This window comes from Pedobacter sp. P26 (assembly GCF_050632135.1).
Lineage (GTDB): Bacteria > Bacteroidota > Bacteroidia > Sphingobacteriales > Sphingobacteriaceae > Pedobacter.
On the sequence record NZ_CP192574.1, the window covers coordinates 6,189,833 to 6,207,608 of the forward strand.

Genomic DNA, 17,776 nt, shown 5'->3' on the forward strand with positions numbered 1-17,776 from the left:
AAGAACTGAAATAGACCTCCGCTATACTTCACATAAACAATATAGTTTTCGTCTATATCGTTATCAATAAATACAATTAACTATTAGTAGATCGGGGTTGATTGACTCCGCTTTTAGCCTTAACTTTGTGCCAACAAAATTAAAGACAAAAAATTATGGCAATAGTAGGTAAAAAATTCCCGAGTGTTAGTATTGATGCAATGTCAGACATGGGTGATGACTTGAAAATCAACGTATTTGAAGAAGCTGTAAACAAAAATAGCAAAGTATTATTATTCTGGTATCCAAAAGATTTTACTTTCGTTTGCCCTACAGAATTACACGCTTTCCAGGCTGCATTACCTGAGTTTGAAAAAAGAAATACAATTGTAATCGGTGCATCTTGCGATACCAACGAAGTTCACTTCGCCTGGTTAAATACGCCAAAAGATAATGGTGGTATTGAAGGTGTTACTTATCCGATTTTAGCGGATACCCACAGACAATTATCTGGCATCTTAGATATTTTAGATCAGGAAGTTAACTACGATGAAGAAGGAAATGAATCGTTCTCTGGTTCTAACGTAACTTTCAGAGCGACTTACCTAATCGACGAAACCGGTAAGGTTTTCCACGAAAGCGTTAACGATATGCCACTAGGTAGGAACGTTAAAGAATATTTACGTTTAATTGATGCTTACGCTCACGTTCAAAAACATGGCGAAGTTTGTCCTGCAAACTGGGAAGAAGGAAAAGAAGCAATGAACGCAAACAGAACTGGCGTAGCTGAATATTTAGCCGCTAACTAATTAAACAAAACGTTATGTTTTTAGAATTAACAGAAGATAATCTTCAACAATATTTAGCCGATAACTCAAAGGTGATGGTTCAGTATGCTGCATCGTGGTGCGGAAACTGCAGGATTATGAAACCTAAGTTTAAAAAACTGGCTTCAGAAAATGAAGATGTAGCTTTCCTGATTGTTGATGCCGAAAAACTTCCAAACTCACGCAAATTTGCTAATGTTGATAATTTACCAACTTTTGCAGCTTTTGAAGGCGGTAGTTTGGTAGATCAGGTGCAGACCAACAAAGCAGAAGGTTTAATTGAACTATTTAATAAGATAAAGTAATGAAGATCCCAGTTATAAGACAGTTATTTCAAAACACCACTCCGGCACAACTGGAGACCACTTTAGCGGTTTTAGAGGCTTTCTGCGAATTTAGAGGCGTTAGTGAGCATGAGGTTGATGTTGCTGGCGAAATGATTACCAACATTTGCGGTGCGCTAGAAGTACACCAGATGGTAAGTGAGGGTGCCGCCGAAAAAGATGCGCTAAATGCTTTCGGCCAAAAAGTGATGGGTTCGATTGATCGATAATCGTCTTAAAGCTTAATCTGGCTTTTTCAAAATATAAAATCCCTCGCAGATTTACATCTACGAGGGATTTTTGTTTAATTGTATCCGTCATTGCGAGGAGGAACGACGAAGCAATCTTTATAGTTTTGTCATTCTGAACGCAGTGAAGACCTGCGAAGCAAGCATGAATGCCGTTAAAACCTTAAACACAAAATGAATAATCTGCAGCCGAAGAACTAAAGGATCAATGATAAGCAGTCAATTTCAATGCCTGCTACTATGCAAAAGATTCTTCGTGCCTATCAATGACAGAATCCACTAGTTCGGTCGTCATCCGATAGCTCCTAAAATCCGCATGTCTGTCTTAATCTGAATATTACTAAGTTCTAAAAATGAATATCACCTGATTTTATTCCACGATAATTATATTTACAGGCGGAAGTTCATTTTTGATTGGCATTTCTGAACAGATTTGGGATCTAAATTTTATTTTAGGCATAAAAATGAAATAGAGGTCCCCTCCTGGCTGTATTTCAGGTAACAATATTAGCGCTATTATTTCTTTTAGTGATCCTGGCCCTATGGGTAGCTATGATCTATTGAGTAAATTCTTAATTTCAGCTTTCTGCCTTGCCTAACCCATTTGGCTGGCCGGATAATGAATCTAAAAAGAAACTTTTTAGTCTGAAACATGGCTTCAGCGTTTTTACCTTTTGTGAAAAATAATCAATGATTTTATTATATATGTTTCTGCAGATCGCTGTAAGATAAAGGAAAACCAGGTTTTTGTTTAATGTAGAGAAAGGCATGTTATTCCATCCAAAATCATTTTTAAGGATATCAAATTGCCGCTCCATCCTCCCTCTCTGATTATAAAAATGGACAAGGTCAACAACATCCATTTCAAAGTTGTTGGTTAGAATTCCCCTGTATTCATAGGCATCCTGGGTAATCAAATCTACCTGGCCATCTTTTTTCAATCTTCGTTTAGCAATCAGTCGATATGTCTGTGGCTGTTGATTTTGTTCCCTGGCCTGGTTTATAAAGGGAATGATGTCCGTGTACCCTACTTCCAGCAGGCCATTTTTGTCCTCCATCACTTTCCAGTTGCAAATTTGAGGAAAATATTTCTCGACATAGCTGTTTCTGCATCCTATGTAAAAGTGTTCTACCTTTTGTTGCAGCAAAGTAACTACCTCATACTGGTAGGATGCCGCATCTGCCCGAAAGTTTTTAATCTTTTTTACCTTCTTTGTTTCAAGCAGATTAAAAATTCTTTCCAGCGTATCCCTTTGAAATGACTTTGCGTCAGAATTTCCGTTTCTATTTTCGATATAAAGTACAAACTGCTCATTGACGGTACAAACACCTGGCTGATAGCCATAATCCCTTTTGTAGGTCATTTTACTGTCCTGTTTTTCATTGAAAATGATCGTGTTATCATAATCAAGGGTAAGTTCCTGGGAATCAAGAACCCCGATTTTTTTGAGGACTTCCAGATTAAAGTTCTCAAGGGTCTGGTTGGTACAATATTGATGTGTAACCACACCCCGCTTGGTTACACAGGTTTTTGTTTCTTCGGTAAGCCCGGAGAGTCTTCTCAAAACAGTATCGGGGCTTGCCAGTCTAAGATAAGGATTGTCGAGAAAATGACTTTTTAAGTGGGTATGAAGATCTTCAACACTATCGCCGCCACAGAGAAAAACAGATTTAAGTGAGTAGAAAACATCCTTCCAGGAATACTTGCTTTGGGCAGCAACGCAGGGCAGATGGGCATGGCAAAGTTTATCGATTTCTAATTTGTTTAAGTAGTCAAAAACAAAATTTATGCCTCCGAAAGAGGATATTGGATTTGAATTTCTTATTTTCACAGCAGTAATATTGGTCAACACTAATTTAAGTGAATATTACATTGCTGCAAAACATTATTTATCAAGGTTTTGCAGCATCTTTTTTTTAACCTGCGGACATTAGGAGCTATCGGATCTCGCGCATGCGGGAATCTTAATGCAAGCGTTTTAAGATTCCCAATCAAGTTGGGAATGACGATTTCTCGAAGGATATTACCTAATTAATTTTATCTGTCAATCATATTGATTTTTATATAATAAATTATTCCTCAGAATGACAGCAGGCAATAAAAAAGGCCTGTGAGGACACAGACCTTGGAGATGTTATAAACCTGTAAGGTTTAGCTTAACTAAGCCAAATTCCTACCGGCATTTACGATACCAAATACTGTTCTTACCGCAAGTTTTTCTAAAGCATGCTGATCTTTCTCGTTCTGATCGTGCTGCAGTTTCTCTAAAGCAAAATGCTGGATCAACACCAATGGCAAAATAATCTTTTCGCGTGTGGCGATCGATTTTTTATCCACAGGATAATTAGCCATTAAAGTTGGCTGTCCTGAGAGTTTTAAGAGCATCTCTTTGGTTAATTTAAACTCTTCATGTAATTGAGTCCAAAAGGCACCAAACTCTTTGTCGTTGGCTAAATGGGCCGTAATTACAAAGTCTGATTTACTCATGCTCATCATACAGTTATCTACAATGGTTTTAAGGTAGTCAGAATCCTGATAAACTTTAACTACTTTATCCCAGTTACCAGCTTTTTCCTGACTTCTCAAAGCTGTTCCCATTCCATAAAAACCCGGAACGTTTTGTTTCAGCATACTCCAGGCCGTTACAAAACTAATGGCCCTTAAATCTTCGAGTTTCATTTCGCCACCTCCGTTTCTTTTTACCGGACGACTGCTGATATTGGCCTGGGATAAAAGTTTTAAAGGAGATAATTTCTCTAAATAACTTACAAATAATGGGTGCTCACGCAAATCCACAAAAGCTTTATAACTTTCTTCAGCCATTTCATCAAGCAGGGCTTTATTCTCAGGATCTAAAAGAATGTTGTGTTTTTCCTTTAGTCCGGAGGTTAATCCCGCGTTGATCAATTGCTCAATATTAAATTCAGCACTTTCTACCGAACCGTATTGCGAACTGATGGTTTGGCCCTGAACGGTTAATTGCATGTTTTTGTTGGCAATTTCTTTACCCATTGAGGCATAAAAACGGTGTGTCTTACCACCACCACGTGCAGGAGGTCCGCCACGGCCATCGAAAAATGCCAGTTGAATGTTATGTTTGGCAGAAATAGCAGACAATGAGGTCTTTCCGTTAAAAATAGACCAATTGGCCATTAAATATCCGCCATCTTTGGTACTGTCAGAATAACCCAGCATAATATCCTGTTTATTGCCGCGGCTGGCCAAATGTGCTTTATAAAAAGGATTACTATACAAAGTATCCATAATGGCAGCAGCGCCTTTTAAATCGTTTACCGTTTCAAAAAGCGGTACAAAATCAATCGTCAATGATTCTTTGCTCCAGCCGTTCCAAAGGAAAAGTTCAATCAACTGTAAAATATCACTGGCTTGCTGGCAATTGCTGATAATAAAACGGTGACAGGCTTTTTCGCCATTGCGTTTTTGAATACCCTTTATTTCTTTAATAACCTCAATGGTATCTTCAATTAAGGCATCCGGCTCGCTTGCATAAACAATGGTTGCCTCTTTAAACGAAATCAGGTTTAGTTTTTCAGCTTCTGATAATTTATCGTAATCGGCAGGATATAGTGAAGAAATCGGTTTATTTTCACGGCAATACGCATGCACACTTCTCAACACGCGGCTATCCTGACGAATATCCAACGAAGCAAAATAGTTACCGTATAAATCTATCTTACGGATCAGGTCGTTAACCAGGTCAACAAATAAACCTTCGTGTTCTGCTAATAAGGTTTCTTTAATTTTATTCAGGTTATCCCTTAATTCATCAGAAATATCATGAAGCTCGCAGGTTTGATCGAAGGCATTTTTATACAGCACATCATGCAGTTTTGCAATATTTTCTTCAACTCCCCTGAAGGTAATGCGACGTTTAATTACCCTGAAATCACGGTAGTAACAGCGGAAAAGGATCTGCCGCAACATTTTAGAAACCTCCAAGGTGGTATCGGCATGGATATTCGGATTTCCATCCCTGTCACCCCCGGCCAGAAACCGAGTTCTAAAATTTTCTTGGTTTCAAGGTTGTACTCGTCCAGATTTTGGTCTATTTCTTCCTGAATATTTGCGGCAGCAAAATAAAAAGTGTTTTCGAGGAACCAGGCCAGGTTTAAAGCCTCATCAACAGGTGTTGGCGATTTTTTATTAAAAAACGGCGTTTTCCCCAATTGCTGTAAAAGCGAGTTCATTGAGGTGATGTCGTTATCCCTAATCGCTTTGGTTAAATCGGTAATAATGGCCAAAACACTCCCCGGATAAAACTGGGTTGGGTGTGCGGTTAAAACCAAACGGAGCGAAAGCTCATCAATCAGTTTTTCAATTTTGGCCAGTACAGGTTTATTATCTGCATTCTTCTTTAAAATAAAGGCCAATGTACTTTGCTCATCAGTGGTATTTAACTTAGTAAAAGAAGCATCTTCAACCGCATCAAAAAGTACTACCTGACGCTCGATATATTGGATAAACCTGAAAAGAAGGTCAACAATATCTTTGCGCTCGGTATAACTGGTATATTTGGCAAAAAATTCTTCAATAATCTGCGCAGGTTTTTCTCCGTTTGCAATGCCTTCTTCACAGCTTTTAAAGAAAAGGGAAGCAGTGTTCCGGTATCCTTAATTTTGTAAAAAGGCAAGGTGAGAAATAAACTGTTAAACAGTTCGAATTTTGAGATGACCTCATTGTTAAAAATAGATTCACGTTGCGTTGTTAAACGAAGTTTGGGCATAGCTTAGGCAATAGTTTTGTATACCGTAATACTACAAAAAATGCATAAGGTATTAAAATTCTAAGGCTTACAATTTGGAAAATTGTAGAATAAATTTTAATTTTAAAATCTTATTTGGCTACTATGTGGTTAAGTAAGAACATTTGCAATGTTTAAGGGCATTGCATTGATTGTTAATTTTTGGGTTAAAACAGCCGATGTAATAAAATACACCGGCTGTTTTTGGTTTTTGCCATTATTTATGGCAATTCTTTGCAAATTTTAGTGCACATCGGCAGGAATATTTGCATTTTTCTTAAACTTTTGAAGATACAGTAATGGGATGGAGAATAACATGATTAACCCAGCTACCCAATAGGCATCGTCGTAAGTAAGTAACATCGTTTGCCTTGTTACGATTCCTTCCATCGCCTTTGCTGCCATAATTTTCGCGTCGAACAAGGTCTGACCCTTAGCCATGAAACCCTTGATCAAACCATTGAATCGATCAACAAATGGTTGGTTATAATCGTTAAGGTTGGTTAACAGGTTACTTCTGTGGAAACCTGAACGGATGTGGATCAGCGTAGTTAAAGCCGCGATACCAAATGATCCGCCCAACTGGCGCATCATGTTGTTTAAACCCGAACCCTGGCCGATTTCCGGTCCTTTTAAATCCTGGATAGCCAGCGTGGTTAACGGCACGAACAATAAAGCCATACCCACACCCCTGATTACCAATGGTAAAAAGAAATCGCCGGTACCTGATTGAAGTGTTGATTTGCTCAACATCCAACAGAAAATAAAGAATGCCAGCATACCAAAAGTAGCCATAAACTGTGCAGGGATACCTTTTTTAAGCATAATACCGATAAAAGGCATCATTACAATGGTACATAAACCACCAGGGAATAACAATTCTCCCGTTTGCAGGGCCGAAAAGCCCAGTAAATTCTGACAGAATACCGGAAAGATAAATACAGAGCCATACAAACCAAACCCTAAAATAAAGGAGGTAAACATACCCACGGAAAAACTTCTGTGCCGCATAATCTTAAAGTTCACAATTGGATGGTCAGTACTCATTTCCCTCCAGATGAAAAGCAGTAAACCAAATACCGATGCCGCGGCCAAAGCTGTAATATAAGGTGTAGCGAACCAATCTTCGCTTTCTCCTTTTTCCAATAATGTTTGCAAACTACCTACTGCAATAGCCAATAATGCGATACCCCACCAATCGACAGGTTGACCCTGCCCTTCTTTCGGGGTGGCCCGCACAAAGGAATATGTACAGTAGGCCGCGAGTATTCCAACCGGAATATTCACATAAAAAATCCACGGCCATGAACTAATATCCAGGATATATCCACCAATGGTTGGTCCAACGGTTGGTCCAACTACCGCACCCAAACCAAATAAGGCTGTTGCGATACCTACATCTTCACGTGGCCAGGTTTCGATAAGAATAGCTTGTGCTGTTGATATTAAACCACCACCGGCCAATCCCTGAATAATCCTGAATAAAATAAGTTCGTTTAAGGAAGTGGCGTTTCCGCATAAAAAGGAAACGAGTGTAAAAACGATGATGGAGGTAAGAAAATAATTTTTCCTGCCGAACCGGTTACCCAGCCAGCCGGACATTGGCAATACGATAACGTTTGCTACCGCATAGCCGGTGGAAAGCCAGGCCACATCCTCCAGGGTGGCGCCCAGGTTTCCCTGTATCTGTGGAATTGCCACGTTTACGATAGTTGTATCAATTAGCTCCAACAAAGAAGCCGTGATTACCGTAAATGTAATAATCCACTTTTTTAAACCTACTTCGGCCATTTTTAATATTATTTAGTAGATACTGAAGCTTTAACGCTCATTCCTGGACGTAATTTAGCCAACAGTTCTTTTGATGGATGGATTTTGATTTTTACCGGAACACGTTGAACAACTTTAACGAAATTACCAGTAGCATTATCAGGAGGCAATAAAGATCCTTTTGCACCAGTAATTGGGGAGAAATTATACACTTCACCTTCAATTTTTTCATTAGGATAAGCATCAACTTCGATTTCTACTTTAGAACCTTCTTTGATTTTTTCTAACTGGGTTTCTTTAAAGTTCGCCGTTACATAAATGCTTCCGTCGTTTACGATAGAGAATAAAGACTGACCTGCCTGAACCAATTGTCCTTTTTGCACATTCTTTTTAGAAACAATGCCGGTAGCCGGTGCTTTGATATCAGTATAGGATAACTGAAGTTTTGCAAAATCGATATCACTCTGACGTTGGCTGATTACATTGCTGCTTACTGCCAATTGCGATTGTGTAGTACCCACTTGTTTAACCGCAGCATTATATTGATCGGTTGCTGCCTGGTAAGCCGCCTGAGCTGATTCTTTAGAAGCTTTAGCCTGATCAAATGCCTGTTGGGTAATCGATCCGTCTTTCACAAGGTTTGCATAACGGTCGTAATCTTTTTGCGCTAAGTTTAATTTAACCCTGGCAGCAGCTACGTTTGCTTTCGCTGTACTTGTATTTGCTTCAGTTGCGATAATTTGAGATTGGGCAACACCTACACTGGCAGTAGCGCCTTTCTGGCCAGATTGTGCCTGCTCTAATTTCACTTTGTAATCGTTATCATCAAGTTTAACCAAAACCTGACCTTCGGTTACATGTGTATTTTCTTCAAAATTAATGTCTTTAACATAACCGCCAACACGGGCAACAACAGGACTGATATCGCCATCAATCTGAGCATCATCCGTATCTACGTGTTTGCTATAATAATTCCATTCTATAATCCCGAAGATTACACCTATTACTAGTAAAACACCTAAAATGATGGGTACTACTATGTTCTTTTTTTCTTTTCAGTTGTCATTGCTGTATTTATTGCGTTATTTTTCCTGTTGATTTTAATAATGTATAGTAAGCCAAACCTGCATCTGCCTTCGCTATCTCTAAGTTTATTTTTGCCTGGTATAATAAAGTTTCTGCATCGATTCGATCAGTAACCGAAGCCACATTGTTTTTATATTTCGATGCCAATAATTTATCGTTCTCTGTTGCCTGTGCGATTGAAGTTTCCAAAACCTGGATTTTGTTCATCGCCACCTGGTAATTTTGAAAGTTTTTGTTGATGTCGGTTTTTACCTGATCAGATAAAATATCTTTCTGAAGGGTAATTTCGCTCTGTTCAATTTTTGCCTGGCTTACTTTGTTTTTATTGGTCCAAAGGTTTCCGAAATTCCATGAAACAGTTGCGCCTATTGTAACGGGCATTAAATACTGGTTTGTTGGCGGAATAAAGTTACCGCTTGGGTTAATGTAATAAAGGTTTGCACCAACGCCAACGGTAGGCAAAGTATTTGCCTTAATGGTTTTGACGTTAAAATCGGCCACTTTGTTCTGTATATCAAGTTGTTTCAGCTCCTGTCGGTTAGCAAAGGCCTGACCGATATATTCGTTTAATGAACCTGGCGTTTTTAAGCCAAGGGTTGGGTCAACAATTTTAACTTCAGTATCCTCAGGTAAACCTAAAAGAATGTCTAAGTTATAGTTGATTACTTTGCGGTTGCTTTCGATATCCATCTGCGTTAACGTCACGTTTGCCTGTTGCAGTTGGAAACGCAGTACATCGTTTTTGGTTACAATGCCCTGCTCGAAGAAACGTTGTGCCTGTTTAATCTGAGCGGCGATCGATTCTAAATTCTGATCAACCACTTTTCTGCTCTGTAAAACCTTATATAGGGAATAATAGGTATTGATTACTGCATAAGTAATTTCTTCTTTGCTTTTATCAGCATCTAAACGTGCAACCTCGGCTAATAATTTGGTCGATTCTTTTGCATATTTTAATTTACCGCCGCCGTATACCAGTTCTTGTACTGCTGCTGTACCCACAAAAGCATCTGCTCTTTTTGGCAACTGTAAGGTTGATCCTCCTCCAGGCAGCGAAAATGTACTGGTTGGAATTTCAGCGTGGTTGTACATAAAACTTGCATTTCCGGTTGGCAAGGCATTGTCTTTTACAACCTCCAGCTGTGCAACAGCCTGATCAATTTTGTTCTGAGAAAGTTTTAAGTTTTTACTATTGGCTATGCCAAGTTCTATTGCCTGGTTGATATTTAATTCCTTGCTGCTCTGTGCAAATAAAGCTGACGGAATTAATGATGCCACAAGCATTAATTTAATTGATCTGGGTATCATCTTTTTGTTGTTAAATAAACTGTTGTTAGATCTTGTAAGTGGGCCACCGCCCTGTCTTTGATAATTTTTTTGTCTTTCGGGTTGTTAAGGTCGAAGTTTGAACATGATATTACCTTATGGGGGCAATAACAATATTGGTAATGGTGCCCATAATGGTAGCGATTACCATCCGTACATCTACCTTGTTAAAGCTGCCATCTTCTATCCCATCGCTAATAATGCGATCAATAAGTTGCATGTTATGGCTCATGGCATCTTTAATCTTATCGTACATTTCTGGCCTTTGCGTTAAAGACAGTTCTCTGTGCATCATTTTATGAAATGCAGTGTTACTTAATATCCTGTTTACATAGCCTTCTATAACCCTGTGCAATTTTTCCAATGCTGAAATCTTATCTTCATTAATGATTTTTAACTGAGATGCGAACCCTGCGATACGCTCGTTCATGATCTCTACAAAAACACCTTCTTTCGAACCGAAATAATAATTTATCATCGCCATGTTCGCTCCAGACTCTTTGGCAATCTGGCGGGTAGAAGTTCCCTCATAACCCGTTTCGCAAAACAGCTTTTCAGCTGCGTCGAGAATGGCTTGTTTTTTATCTACTTTTTCTGTTTTCATTTCTTTTTGACAGCACAAAATTAATCAAACGATTGATTAATAAATAAGATTTGTTATTTGTTTTACATTTTCCTGATAAAACATATTCTGATTGACTTTTCTGTGTATTATTTAATTTCAAAGGATGCCATATCAAACCACGCAATAAGTATTTAATAACCACATATTACATGTAATTAATTCTTTTTTGTTTATGGAAATACCCATCTTTACAGCATCATCTCTCAAAATTGTTATTATACCAATCTAAATTAACAAATGAAAAGACTTATACCTTTATTTAACGCTCATGCGCTAGCTTTTATCCTATTGATTGCAACAACGATTATTGTTTACTCTTGTAAAAAGGATTTAGGAATTGATGCTAAAAAATTCGACCAAAAGGATTTAAAAGAAATACAGTCCTGGTACAACCAAAACAAGGCCACCACACGGGTAGCATTTAATGATCTGCAGCCTTTATGGAATGCGGTTTACCTAAATGAACAGCCAAACGATTTGGATGTGTATGAAATAAAGCTTTCCAACCCCAAAAAAGTATACTTGAGATTAAGTGGAAGCGCTGGCGATGCACACAAAAAGAACAATATCCGTTTACTTATCTTTAAGGATAAAGCTAACGGCCAGATTATAGCGGGTTGTTACATGTCGGTTTTAGCTGAGGAACCAGAGCTTCAAGAACCAAATAAAATCCATTATAAGGATGTTAAAAGACTTAATGGCACAGTAATGTTTTTTAGCATGGGCGGAAAACCTGAAAATGGCTGGGAGTATAGTGCAGGAAAGATTATAAAGCGGATTAACGGCACCATAGAAGGCTATTATGGAACAAATGGCACTACATTGTCTGACCTGAAAAACCCCACCCTAAGTGAAAATTCGGGGCGCAATAGGTTAATGGTAGCTATGCCGCCTTCCTGCCCCCTTCCATCACCGGTTTATCGGGAGGTTTGTGTAGGTGTAGATGGTTACATGGAATGTACTTATGTATTTATGGGCTTTGTTTGTGAGGATGGGGTACCTATTAATCCTGAAGATGGCAATTACTACCCTACATATGCCGGTAATAATGGGAATGGTGGTGGAAATGGAACGACTCGACCAACAAAACAACAATTGGAGGATGCCATAAAAAACAAACCCTTTGCTTTATTAAAAGATGTGCCTTGAGAGACTTTAAAAGCTTGGTTGGCTACGGCAAAATTTACTCCGAACGCATCAATAATTGACAAGTTGAATACGTTGAAAAATTCTGGATTAGATGCTTTTCTTTTTGGAGAAAAAATTGCTAGAATTCAAAGTATAGATGACGCTAGTAGTCCTGTTGTTAATATGGATTATTTTCCTATTAATATTAATCAGATGCCTATAGTTAATGGACAGCGTTTAAGTCCCGATCAATTTATACACTACTTGAGGACAAATCTAGATTCTTTCACTGATGGAACTAAAATATTTACACCATATAATAACTATGGAATTGATGACACCGCAAAATGGAACTCTAATGACCCAACGGGTAGCATACTTGCTTTAGACATTAAAGGCCCAGACAACGCTTCTGTAATAACCTCAAAATCAACATCGAATGGATGGACCTTTACAACTATATACGAACCAATGTATGGTGAACATCCTGTAAGTGGCAACCGAGATTTTGGTTATCATATTGACTCTAATGGTTCATTTACTTTCTATACTAGAGGCGTTGACAGATTAACATCTGTTGATGGAGATTTTGCTAATACAATTCCTCAATTTTTAGGCTTTGCGAAAGGTATCCCTTTTTGGCAAGCCGATGGATTGTGGACTTCTTTTCAAAACAAGATTAAAGAATTTGTTATATCTCATCAAGGTTCTGCAACAATAAAACCACAAGAGATATTAAGACCCCAATGGGATTCAGTTTTGGATGTACTTGAGGGTAGAAAGCCATTGAGCACTTTATCTAATAATTGTCCTGATTAAAAACTCGTATCTATGTATAGATTTTTAAATATTATGGCGATAGCTTTTGCCTTTTGGTTTGCCCTCTCTTCTTGGCTTTGGGTCTACAACTCTGCGTTATTTATTTCCTATCCATTTGGAATAATAAGCCTATCAATATTATTACTAGTGCCATTAAAATTTGGTAAGAAAACTATAAAGATTGTGTTAATCATAGGTTTTATTACATCCATGTCGGCCTTGCTGTTGTATAGATAATATTAATTTTATGGATTATATAAGATTATTTTTGACTTTGATCAAAAACTGGACATCAAATTAGTTGTTAGTGAAGTAGTACTTTACTTAGTTCACCTCATGCCTCCACAAAACCCAAAAAAAATTGTGTCATTGATTATGAAATAATTAAACCTTTAAAAATTAATAATTTCCTGCTGACTATGAATATCCTTTTTTTAATCTTCAAAATGTAGATTACCATCAGGCTTCAAGCCGATAATATCGGTCATGATGCTTATAGAGGAACAGAGAATAGCATCTGAATTTAAAAACTAAGAAAGAGATAATTCAGAACCTGGATTTCAAGGCACAAGGTGCCCTTAGTTATTTATGATTAGCACCAGCTTCCTGTCGCTTTTACTAAATGGGGAGCCGGGATTGCTTTCGCACAGAAAGAAAAACTTTGGAAATCGGTCCAAAGGGAAGTTGCATCTTTTGTTAGTAATAATATTGGAAAAAGCTCGATTGTATCCGCCACAATTCAAAAACTAGATTGGACTTTGGTTAAATAATAACTTATCGGATCAAAATCCCTTAGTGTATTATCCAGAAAATGCCCTGATTAATCATTATAACATGAAAACATTAAGAATTATATACCTTATAGCAGTATCAATCTGTGCACTTGAATTGTTGGTATTTTTACTTAGCCCTTTTGTTGGCCCTCTTGGAATCTTTTATTTAATGAAAACTGGGATGTTCACGGCACAAAAAGGCGTTCAGGTGATATCTGTAAACGCTATATATTATCCAGAAATAAGTATGTCAGGAATCTGGAAATACTAAATAGAATATGTACAATTGGGTACTTTTTATCGTTGACAGGAGGATGTTTGTCACTTCTTTTTTATAAACTATCGAAAAAAGTAAAGTATAAAATTGGGATTATCTTTTTTATTGCTTCATTAATATTTTCAATTATTGGTGGCACAATCTGGCGTTCTTCTGCATACCTATCTATCTTAATTCCATATCTTAGCTTTTAAATTTGTATGATTCATGTAGATACTCACTATTTGTTCTTATATTCTAGAGAAAACACTGTTTTAGTTTTAAAATCATCTTGATTAATACTAACTTTGCCTCCAAATAACAGAAAACATGAGTGTACAAGAGAACAGCAGCAATAATTTCAACTGGTTATATTATGCTTTAGGTTTATTCTTCGGAGTTTTAACTGGAGCAATCATTACGCAAAACTATATTTTCGCTTTATTAGGTGGTGTTTTAGGTTTGTTAACAGCAGGCTTATTTTTAAACGCCCTTGTAAAAGGAAGGAAATACTAGTTTTAGCCCTTTTATACCACTAGATCCTTTTAAGGATTTAACATTAATTCCACAGTAAATGAGACCATTTTGCTTTTACGGATAACTGTAAAATCATGATTGCTCATCGCGACTGAAAACAAAAACCTACAAATGAAAAATATCTTCATTGTTGTTTTCGCTCTTTTTTGTTTTAGCGCCAAGGCTCAACAAGCCTCTCCCGCTGAAGTAAAATTTCCTGCTGCAGACCCAAGTCCTGCAGACATTGTTTATTTTCCGCTTAATGCCCCAAAGGCAAAAGCCGGAGATCCAACAAAACCGGCTATAAAGATTGTTTATTCGCGTCCACAGAAGAAAGGAAGGGATGTTTTCGGCGTTTTAGAACAGTATGGTAAAGTTTGGCGTTTTGGTGCCAACGAGAGTACAGAAGTTCGTTTCTTCAAAAAAGTAAGTATTGGCGGCAAGAAAATCAAAGCGGGTACCTATAGCCTATTCGCCATTCCTAACCAAGATACCTGGACCATTATTGTAAATAGTGAAACCGATAAATGGGGTGCTTTTACCTATAATAAAGCTAAAGACATTGTGCGCGTAAATGTTCCGGTTAAAACCTTGGCTAAACCGATAGAATATTTCTCGTTAACCTTTACGCCGGCTACAGAAGGTGCAAACCTGATTATAGGCTGGGACAGAACGCAAGTAGAATTACCTATTAATTTTTAAGTTAAAAGAAATAAAAAATATAAAGTCCCGGCTATTGTCGGGACTTTATATTTTTATGCCTCCCCTTTTCAGGTTGATATTTATTACACGTTACCCATATATGGATCGGTTTGGGTAATTTCTCCGGTTTCTATTTTACCTGCATAACGCTGCTTAAAAATGTGATTACCAGTTTGTACAATACTGAAATCGTACCAATTTGAATTTTTAGCCAAATTAAACACTACAGTAGTACTAGATTTTGGTTTTATACTTACCGTTTTTGTCCCTGTTTTGTATTTATTATCGATAACCTGCAAAGTAATTAAAACAGCACCTTTGTTCTCTATGGCAAAAACAAGGTTTCCGTTAAGCTTTTTACTTACCAAACCACTTTGCTCCGGATAAGCTTTTATGACAACCTGAGGATTCTTTTTACTTCCGGCAAAATTCCGGTAGAAACCATTAGGCCCGCTGATGGCAAGGTTGTAGGCTTCGTTATCGAAATCATCAATTTTGATATTATCTTTCAGGGTATCGCCAGCCTTTACCGCATAAGCCCAGGTTTTACCCGCGACCCCTTTAAATTTGGCAATGGTATTCATGTTGAACGGTGCGCCAATACTTTCGGTTTTACTGCCGAATAAGGTTTTAGCCGATTGAAAAGTAAGTTCAATTTCGTTATTTACCACCTGTGCATCTACCATCAAATGGTAAGGCAATGCACAGGCAGGTTTGGTTCCGTTTTCCTGTTTAGGCGCATGGATTGATGTTTCACGTGAAAAGGACTCGAATTTATTGATTTTAGCTATCTCTGTTTTATTTAGTGCCGTTGGGCCTACCTGTGCGGGTTTGTTTTTGGCATTACCGATATTGGTTACTACTACATCACGTTTTAAGGGCTCAGGAGACTTAATTTCTTCACCATTAAAGGGTCTGAATACGGAAGTTAAATCGCCGGAAATATTTCTTCGCCAATCGCTGATGTTATTGCTTTTAATCACTTTACCCGTTTTTTTGCCAGCCATTTTTCCATAAACATTAAGGAAGAGGTATGATCAAAAACCTGCGAGTTTACAAAACCGCCTTTGCTCCATGGCGAGGCAATAATCAAAGGCACACGGTAACCCAAACCAATCGGACTCCCTTTCCTGGCCTCGAAATCTGTTGCATAGTTGATTCCGGCAGATACTTTCCCACTCCCCGGATCATCAGGATTCGGAACTACAAAAGGCGGCTGGTGATCGAAATAACCATCATTTTCATCGTAGGTTAAAACGAAGATTGTTTTTTCCAAACCTCTGGGTTTTGGGTTAAGATATCCAAAGCCTCACTTACGTACCAAGTTCCATATAAAGGCGAACTGGTATGGTCTGAAAAACGCTGTGGTGCCACTAACCAGGAAACGGTTGGTAGTTTTCCACTGTCTACATCTTTTCTAAACTGGTGAAAGATATCTCCTTTTGGAATATTGATGGTTTCTGATTGCCCCTGATCGTTTTTAAAGGTAAAAGGCTCGAGTTCGAGGTAATCTTTTTGTGAAATATTAGTGGTAAAGGCTTTATCGATCAGGTTTTTTTCCTTTTGCGATAATTTATCGTATTTCGCCTGAACTTCTTTAGCTGATAATGGAGGTTTAACGGTATTATCGCCGTTTTTTCTAAAATAAGCTGATAATTTAACGTTGTGCCTGCTGATGTATTCAACAGGATTATCGCCATAATTCCCCAACCAATCGTCTACCTCACCTTCTGGAAGTTTTGATGTCCAAAGTTCGTTCTGGTAAATGCGCCAGTCGATACCATTATCTTCCAACGTTTCCTGAAAAGTTGGCCAGTCTACAAATACATTGTTCTGAGATTCGGCCTGATCGTTATTCACCACTGCCACAGTGTTTGCGCTTTTCTCTCCCCGTATGGTTCCGGTAAAAAAGAATAGTCGGTTTGGTGTTGTTCCGGTTAACGACGAGCAAAAATGCTGATCACAGATGGTAAAAGCATCGGCCATGGCGTAATAAAAAGGAATATCGTTCCGATCGTAATAAGCCAAAGTCATCGGGGTTTTTACGGGAAGCCATTTATCATAACGGCCACCATTACGCGCAGCAACCTGATCGCTCCATGAGTGTGGCAAACCACCCTGCCAGGTAATTTTGGTTTTGTTAATGTCGACATGAAAGGGGGCATAAGTATAACCCTGACCATCTTTTTGCAGCCAAACTTTGTTACCATCCGTCTGGATATGCGGATGCGGATCATTAAAGCCACGAACGCCTTTCATTTTACCAAACATGTGATCGAACGACCTGTTTTCCTGCATCAAAAAAACAATATGCTCTGCATCGTAAAAGGTGCTGCCCGACTCTGGGTTAATCGACATGGCTTTTAGCAACGAACTGGGCAAAGTGTTGGCCATACCCGTGGCCCCGGCAAACAAGGCCGCTTTTTTAAAAATTCTCTACGTGAGTCCATAAATTATACAATATAGCTTAGATACCGCTAGTTATAGTTTTCAGTTACCATTTTTCAGTTGACAGTTAAATTTTAGTTAGAAGTCATTAGTCCAAGCTAACTATGCCAACAATTTAACAATCCAGCAATGAATTCTTGAACTAAAACCATCTTCCCTCATCCATCTCACCTCTTCCATCACTTCT

16 protein-coding genes and 2 pseudogenes are annotated in these 17,776 nt (G+C 38.2%); 8 read left to right on the forward strand and 10 right to left on the reverse strand.

Annotated features, from left to right (window positions below; translation table 11 throughout):
• Positions 1–155 precede the first annotated feature (155 nt).
• From ACQ86H_RS28885 to ACQ86H_RS28895, 3 genes are read left to right on the forward strand one after another with little or no spacing between them, the layout of a single operon-like run.
• Entirely contained in the window at positions 156–788 is a 633-nt protein-coding gene (locus tag ACQ86H_RS28885) for a peroxiredoxin (RefSeq protein ID WP_039479644.1), read from the forward strand.
• A gap of 14 nt (positions 789–802) precedes the next feature.
• Entirely contained in the window at positions 803–1,111 is a 309-nt protein-coding gene (locus tag ACQ86H_RS28890) for a thioredoxin family protein (protein WP_025141703.1), read from the forward strand.
• Entirely contained in the window at positions 1,111–1,359 is a 249-nt protein-coding gene (locus ACQ86H_RS28895) for a DUF6952 family protein (protein ID WP_138819300.1), read from the forward strand. The genes ACQ86H_RS28890 and ACQ86H_RS28895 overlap by 1 nt, the downstream gene beginning before the upstream one ends.
• Positions 1,360–1,955: 596 nt before the next feature.
• Here ACQ86H_RS28895 and ACQ86H_RS28900 read toward each other — a convergent pair.
• From ACQ86H_RS28900 to ACQ86H_RS28935, 8 genes and pseudogenes are all read right to left on the reverse strand, one after another.
• Positions 1,956–3,209, reverse strand: a complete 1,254-nt coding sequence (locus ACQ86H_RS28900) for an IS1380 family transposase (RefSeq protein ID WP_431293291.1) — start codon at positions 3,207–3,209, stop codon at positions 1,956–1,958.
• A 329-nt stretch (positions 3,210–3,538) separates the two neighbouring features.
• Positions 3,539–5,323 carry a phosphoenolpyruvate carboxylase gene (locus ACQ86H_RS28905; RefSeq protein ID WP_431293292.1) on the reverse strand — a complete coding sequence of 595 codons (1,785 nt, stop codon included), beginning with the start codon at positions 5,321–5,323 and terminating at the stop codon, positions 3,539–3,541.
• Positions 5,275–5,769, reverse strand: coding sequence for a phosphoenolpyruvate carboxylase (locus tag ACQ86H_RS28910; protein WP_431293293.1), 495 nt, complete (start codon positions 5,767–5,769; stop codon positions 5,275–5,277). Before ACQ86H_RS28910 ends, ACQ86H_RS28905 begins: the two co-directional genes overlap by 49 nt.
• Positions 5,770–6,383: 614 nt before the next feature.
• A complete protein-coding gene (locus tag ACQ86H_RS28915) occupies positions 6,384–7,931 on the reverse strand; it encodes a DHA2 family efflux MFS transporter permease subunit (RefSeq protein ID WP_138819298.1) in 1,548 nt (515 codons plus the stop codon).
• Positions 7,932–7,939: 8 nt separating this feature from the next.
• The gene (locus ACQ86H_RS28920; RefSeq protein WP_431293294.1) at positions 7,940–8,749 is read right to left on the reverse strand and encodes an HlyD family secretion protein; all 810 of its coding nucleotides are present in this window, start codon (positions 8,747–8,749) and stop codon (positions 7,940–7,942) included.
• 6 nt (positions 8,750–8,755) lie between these two features.
• A pseudogene (locus ACQ86H_RS28925) lies at positions 8,756–8,950 on the reverse strand (HlyD family secretion protein); the annotation flags it as partial.
• Between the two features lie 34 nt (positions 8,951–8,984).
• Positions 8,985–10,304 carry a TolC family protein gene (locus ACQ86H_RS28930; protein WP_431293295.1) on the reverse strand — a complete coding sequence of 440 codons (1,320 nt, stop codon included), beginning with the start codon at positions 10,302–10,304 and terminating at the stop codon, positions 8,985–8,987.
• Positions 10,305–10,413: 109 nt separating this feature from the next.
• On the reverse strand, positions 10,414–10,926 hold the full coding sequence (locus ACQ86H_RS28935) for a TetR/AcrR family transcriptional regulator (protein WP_431293296.1): 513 nt from the start codon (positions 10,924–10,926) through the stop codon (positions 10,414–10,416).
• 258 nt (positions 10,927–11,184) lie between these two features.
• Between ACQ86H_RS28935 and ACQ86H_RS28940 the strand changes: the two genes are divergently transcribed.
• From ACQ86H_RS28940 to ACQ86H_RS28960, 5 genes are all read left to right on the forward strand, one after another.
• Entirely contained in the window at positions 11,185–12,096 is a 912-nt protein-coding gene (locus ACQ86H_RS28940; RefSeq protein WP_431293297.1) for a hypothetical protein, read from the forward strand.
• Between the two features lie 18 nt (positions 12,097–12,114).
• The gene (locus ACQ86H_RS28945; protein ID WP_431293298.1) at positions 12,115–12,894 is read left to right on the forward strand and encodes a hypothetical protein; all 780 of its coding nucleotides are present in this window, start codon (positions 12,115–12,117) and stop codon (positions 12,892–12,894) included.
• An 834-nt stretch (positions 12,895–13,728) separates the two neighbouring features.
• Entirely contained in the window at positions 13,729–13,938 is a 210-nt protein-coding gene (locus ACQ86H_RS28950) for a hypothetical protein (protein WP_431293299.1), read from the forward strand.
• Positions 13,939–14,253: 315 nt separating this feature from the next.
• Entirely contained in the window at positions 14,254–14,439 is a 186-nt protein-coding gene (locus ACQ86H_RS28955) for a hypothetical protein (protein ID WP_431293300.1), read from the forward strand.
• 132 nt (positions 14,440–14,571) lie between these two features.
• A complete protein-coding gene (locus ACQ86H_RS28960) occupies positions 14,572–15,141 on the forward strand; it encodes a DUF2911 domain-containing protein (RefSeq protein WP_431293301.1) in 570 nt (189 codons plus the stop codon).
• Between the two features lie 83 nt (positions 15,142–15,224).
• Here the strand turns inward: ACQ86H_RS28960 and ACQ86H_RS28965 are convergent, their stop codons facing one another.
• Together ACQ86H_RS28965 and ACQ86H_RS28970 are read right to left on the reverse strand one after the other, a co-directional pair.
• Positions 15,225–16,148 (reverse strand): phospholipase domain-containing protein, encoded by a 924-nt coding sequence (locus ACQ86H_RS28965; RefSeq protein ID WP_431293302.1) that lies wholly within the window; start codon positions 16,146–16,148, stop codon positions 15,225–15,227.
• A pseudogene (locus ACQ86H_RS28970) lies at positions 16,121–17,535 on the reverse strand (alkaline phosphatase family protein). Before ACQ86H_RS28970 ends, ACQ86H_RS28965 begins: the two are co-directional and overlap by 28 nt.
• Positions 17,536–17,776 lie beyond the last annotated feature (241 nt).

Coding starts and splice junctions, on each gene's coding strand:
- ACQ86H_RS28885 (WP_039479644.1), top strand. CDS start 156: ATGGCAATAGTAGGTAAAAAATTCCCGAGTGTTAGTATTGATGCAATG.
- ACQ86H_RS28890 (WP_025141703.1), top strand. CDS start 803: ATGTTTTTAGAATTAACAGAAGATAATCTTCAACAATATTTAGCCGAT.
- ACQ86H_RS28895 (WP_138819300.1), top strand. CDS start 1,111: ATGAAGATCCCAGTTATAAGACAGTTATTTCAAAACACCACTCCGGCA.
- ACQ86H_RS28905 (WP_431293292.1), bottom strand. CDS start 5,323: ATGTTGCGGCAGATCCTTTTCCGCTGTTACTACCGTGATTTCAGGGTA.
- ACQ86H_RS28915 (WP_138819298.1), bottom strand. CDS start 7,931: ATGGCCGAAGTAGGTTTAAAAAAGTGGATTATTACATTTACGGTAATC.
- ACQ86H_RS28930 (WP_431293295.1), bottom strand. CDS start 10,304: ATGATACCCAGATCAATTAAATTAATGCTTGTGGCATCATTAATTCCG.
- ACQ86H_RS28935 (WP_431293296.1), bottom strand. CDS start 10,926: ATGAAAACAGAAAAAGTAGATAAAAAACAAGCCATTCTCGACGCAGCT.
- ACQ86H_RS28940 (WP_431293297.1), top strand. CDS start 11,185: ATGAAAAGACTTATACCTTTATTTAACGCTCATGCGCTAGCTTTTATC.
- ACQ86H_RS28950 (WP_431293299.1), top strand. CDS start 13,729: ATGAAAACATTAAGAATTATATACCTTATAGCAGTATCAATCTGTGCA.
- ACQ86H_RS28955 (WP_431293300.1), top strand. CDS start 14,254: ATGAGTGTACAAGAGAACAGCAGCAATAATTTCAACTGGTTATATTAT.
- ACQ86H_RS28960 (WP_431293301.1), top strand. CDS start 14,572: ATGAAAAATATCTTCATTGTTGTTTTCGCTCTTTTTTGTTTTAGCGCC.
- ACQ86H_RS28965 (WP_431293302.1), bottom strand. CDS start 16,148: ATGGCTGGCAAAAAAACGGGTAAAGTGATTAAAAGCAATAACATCAGC.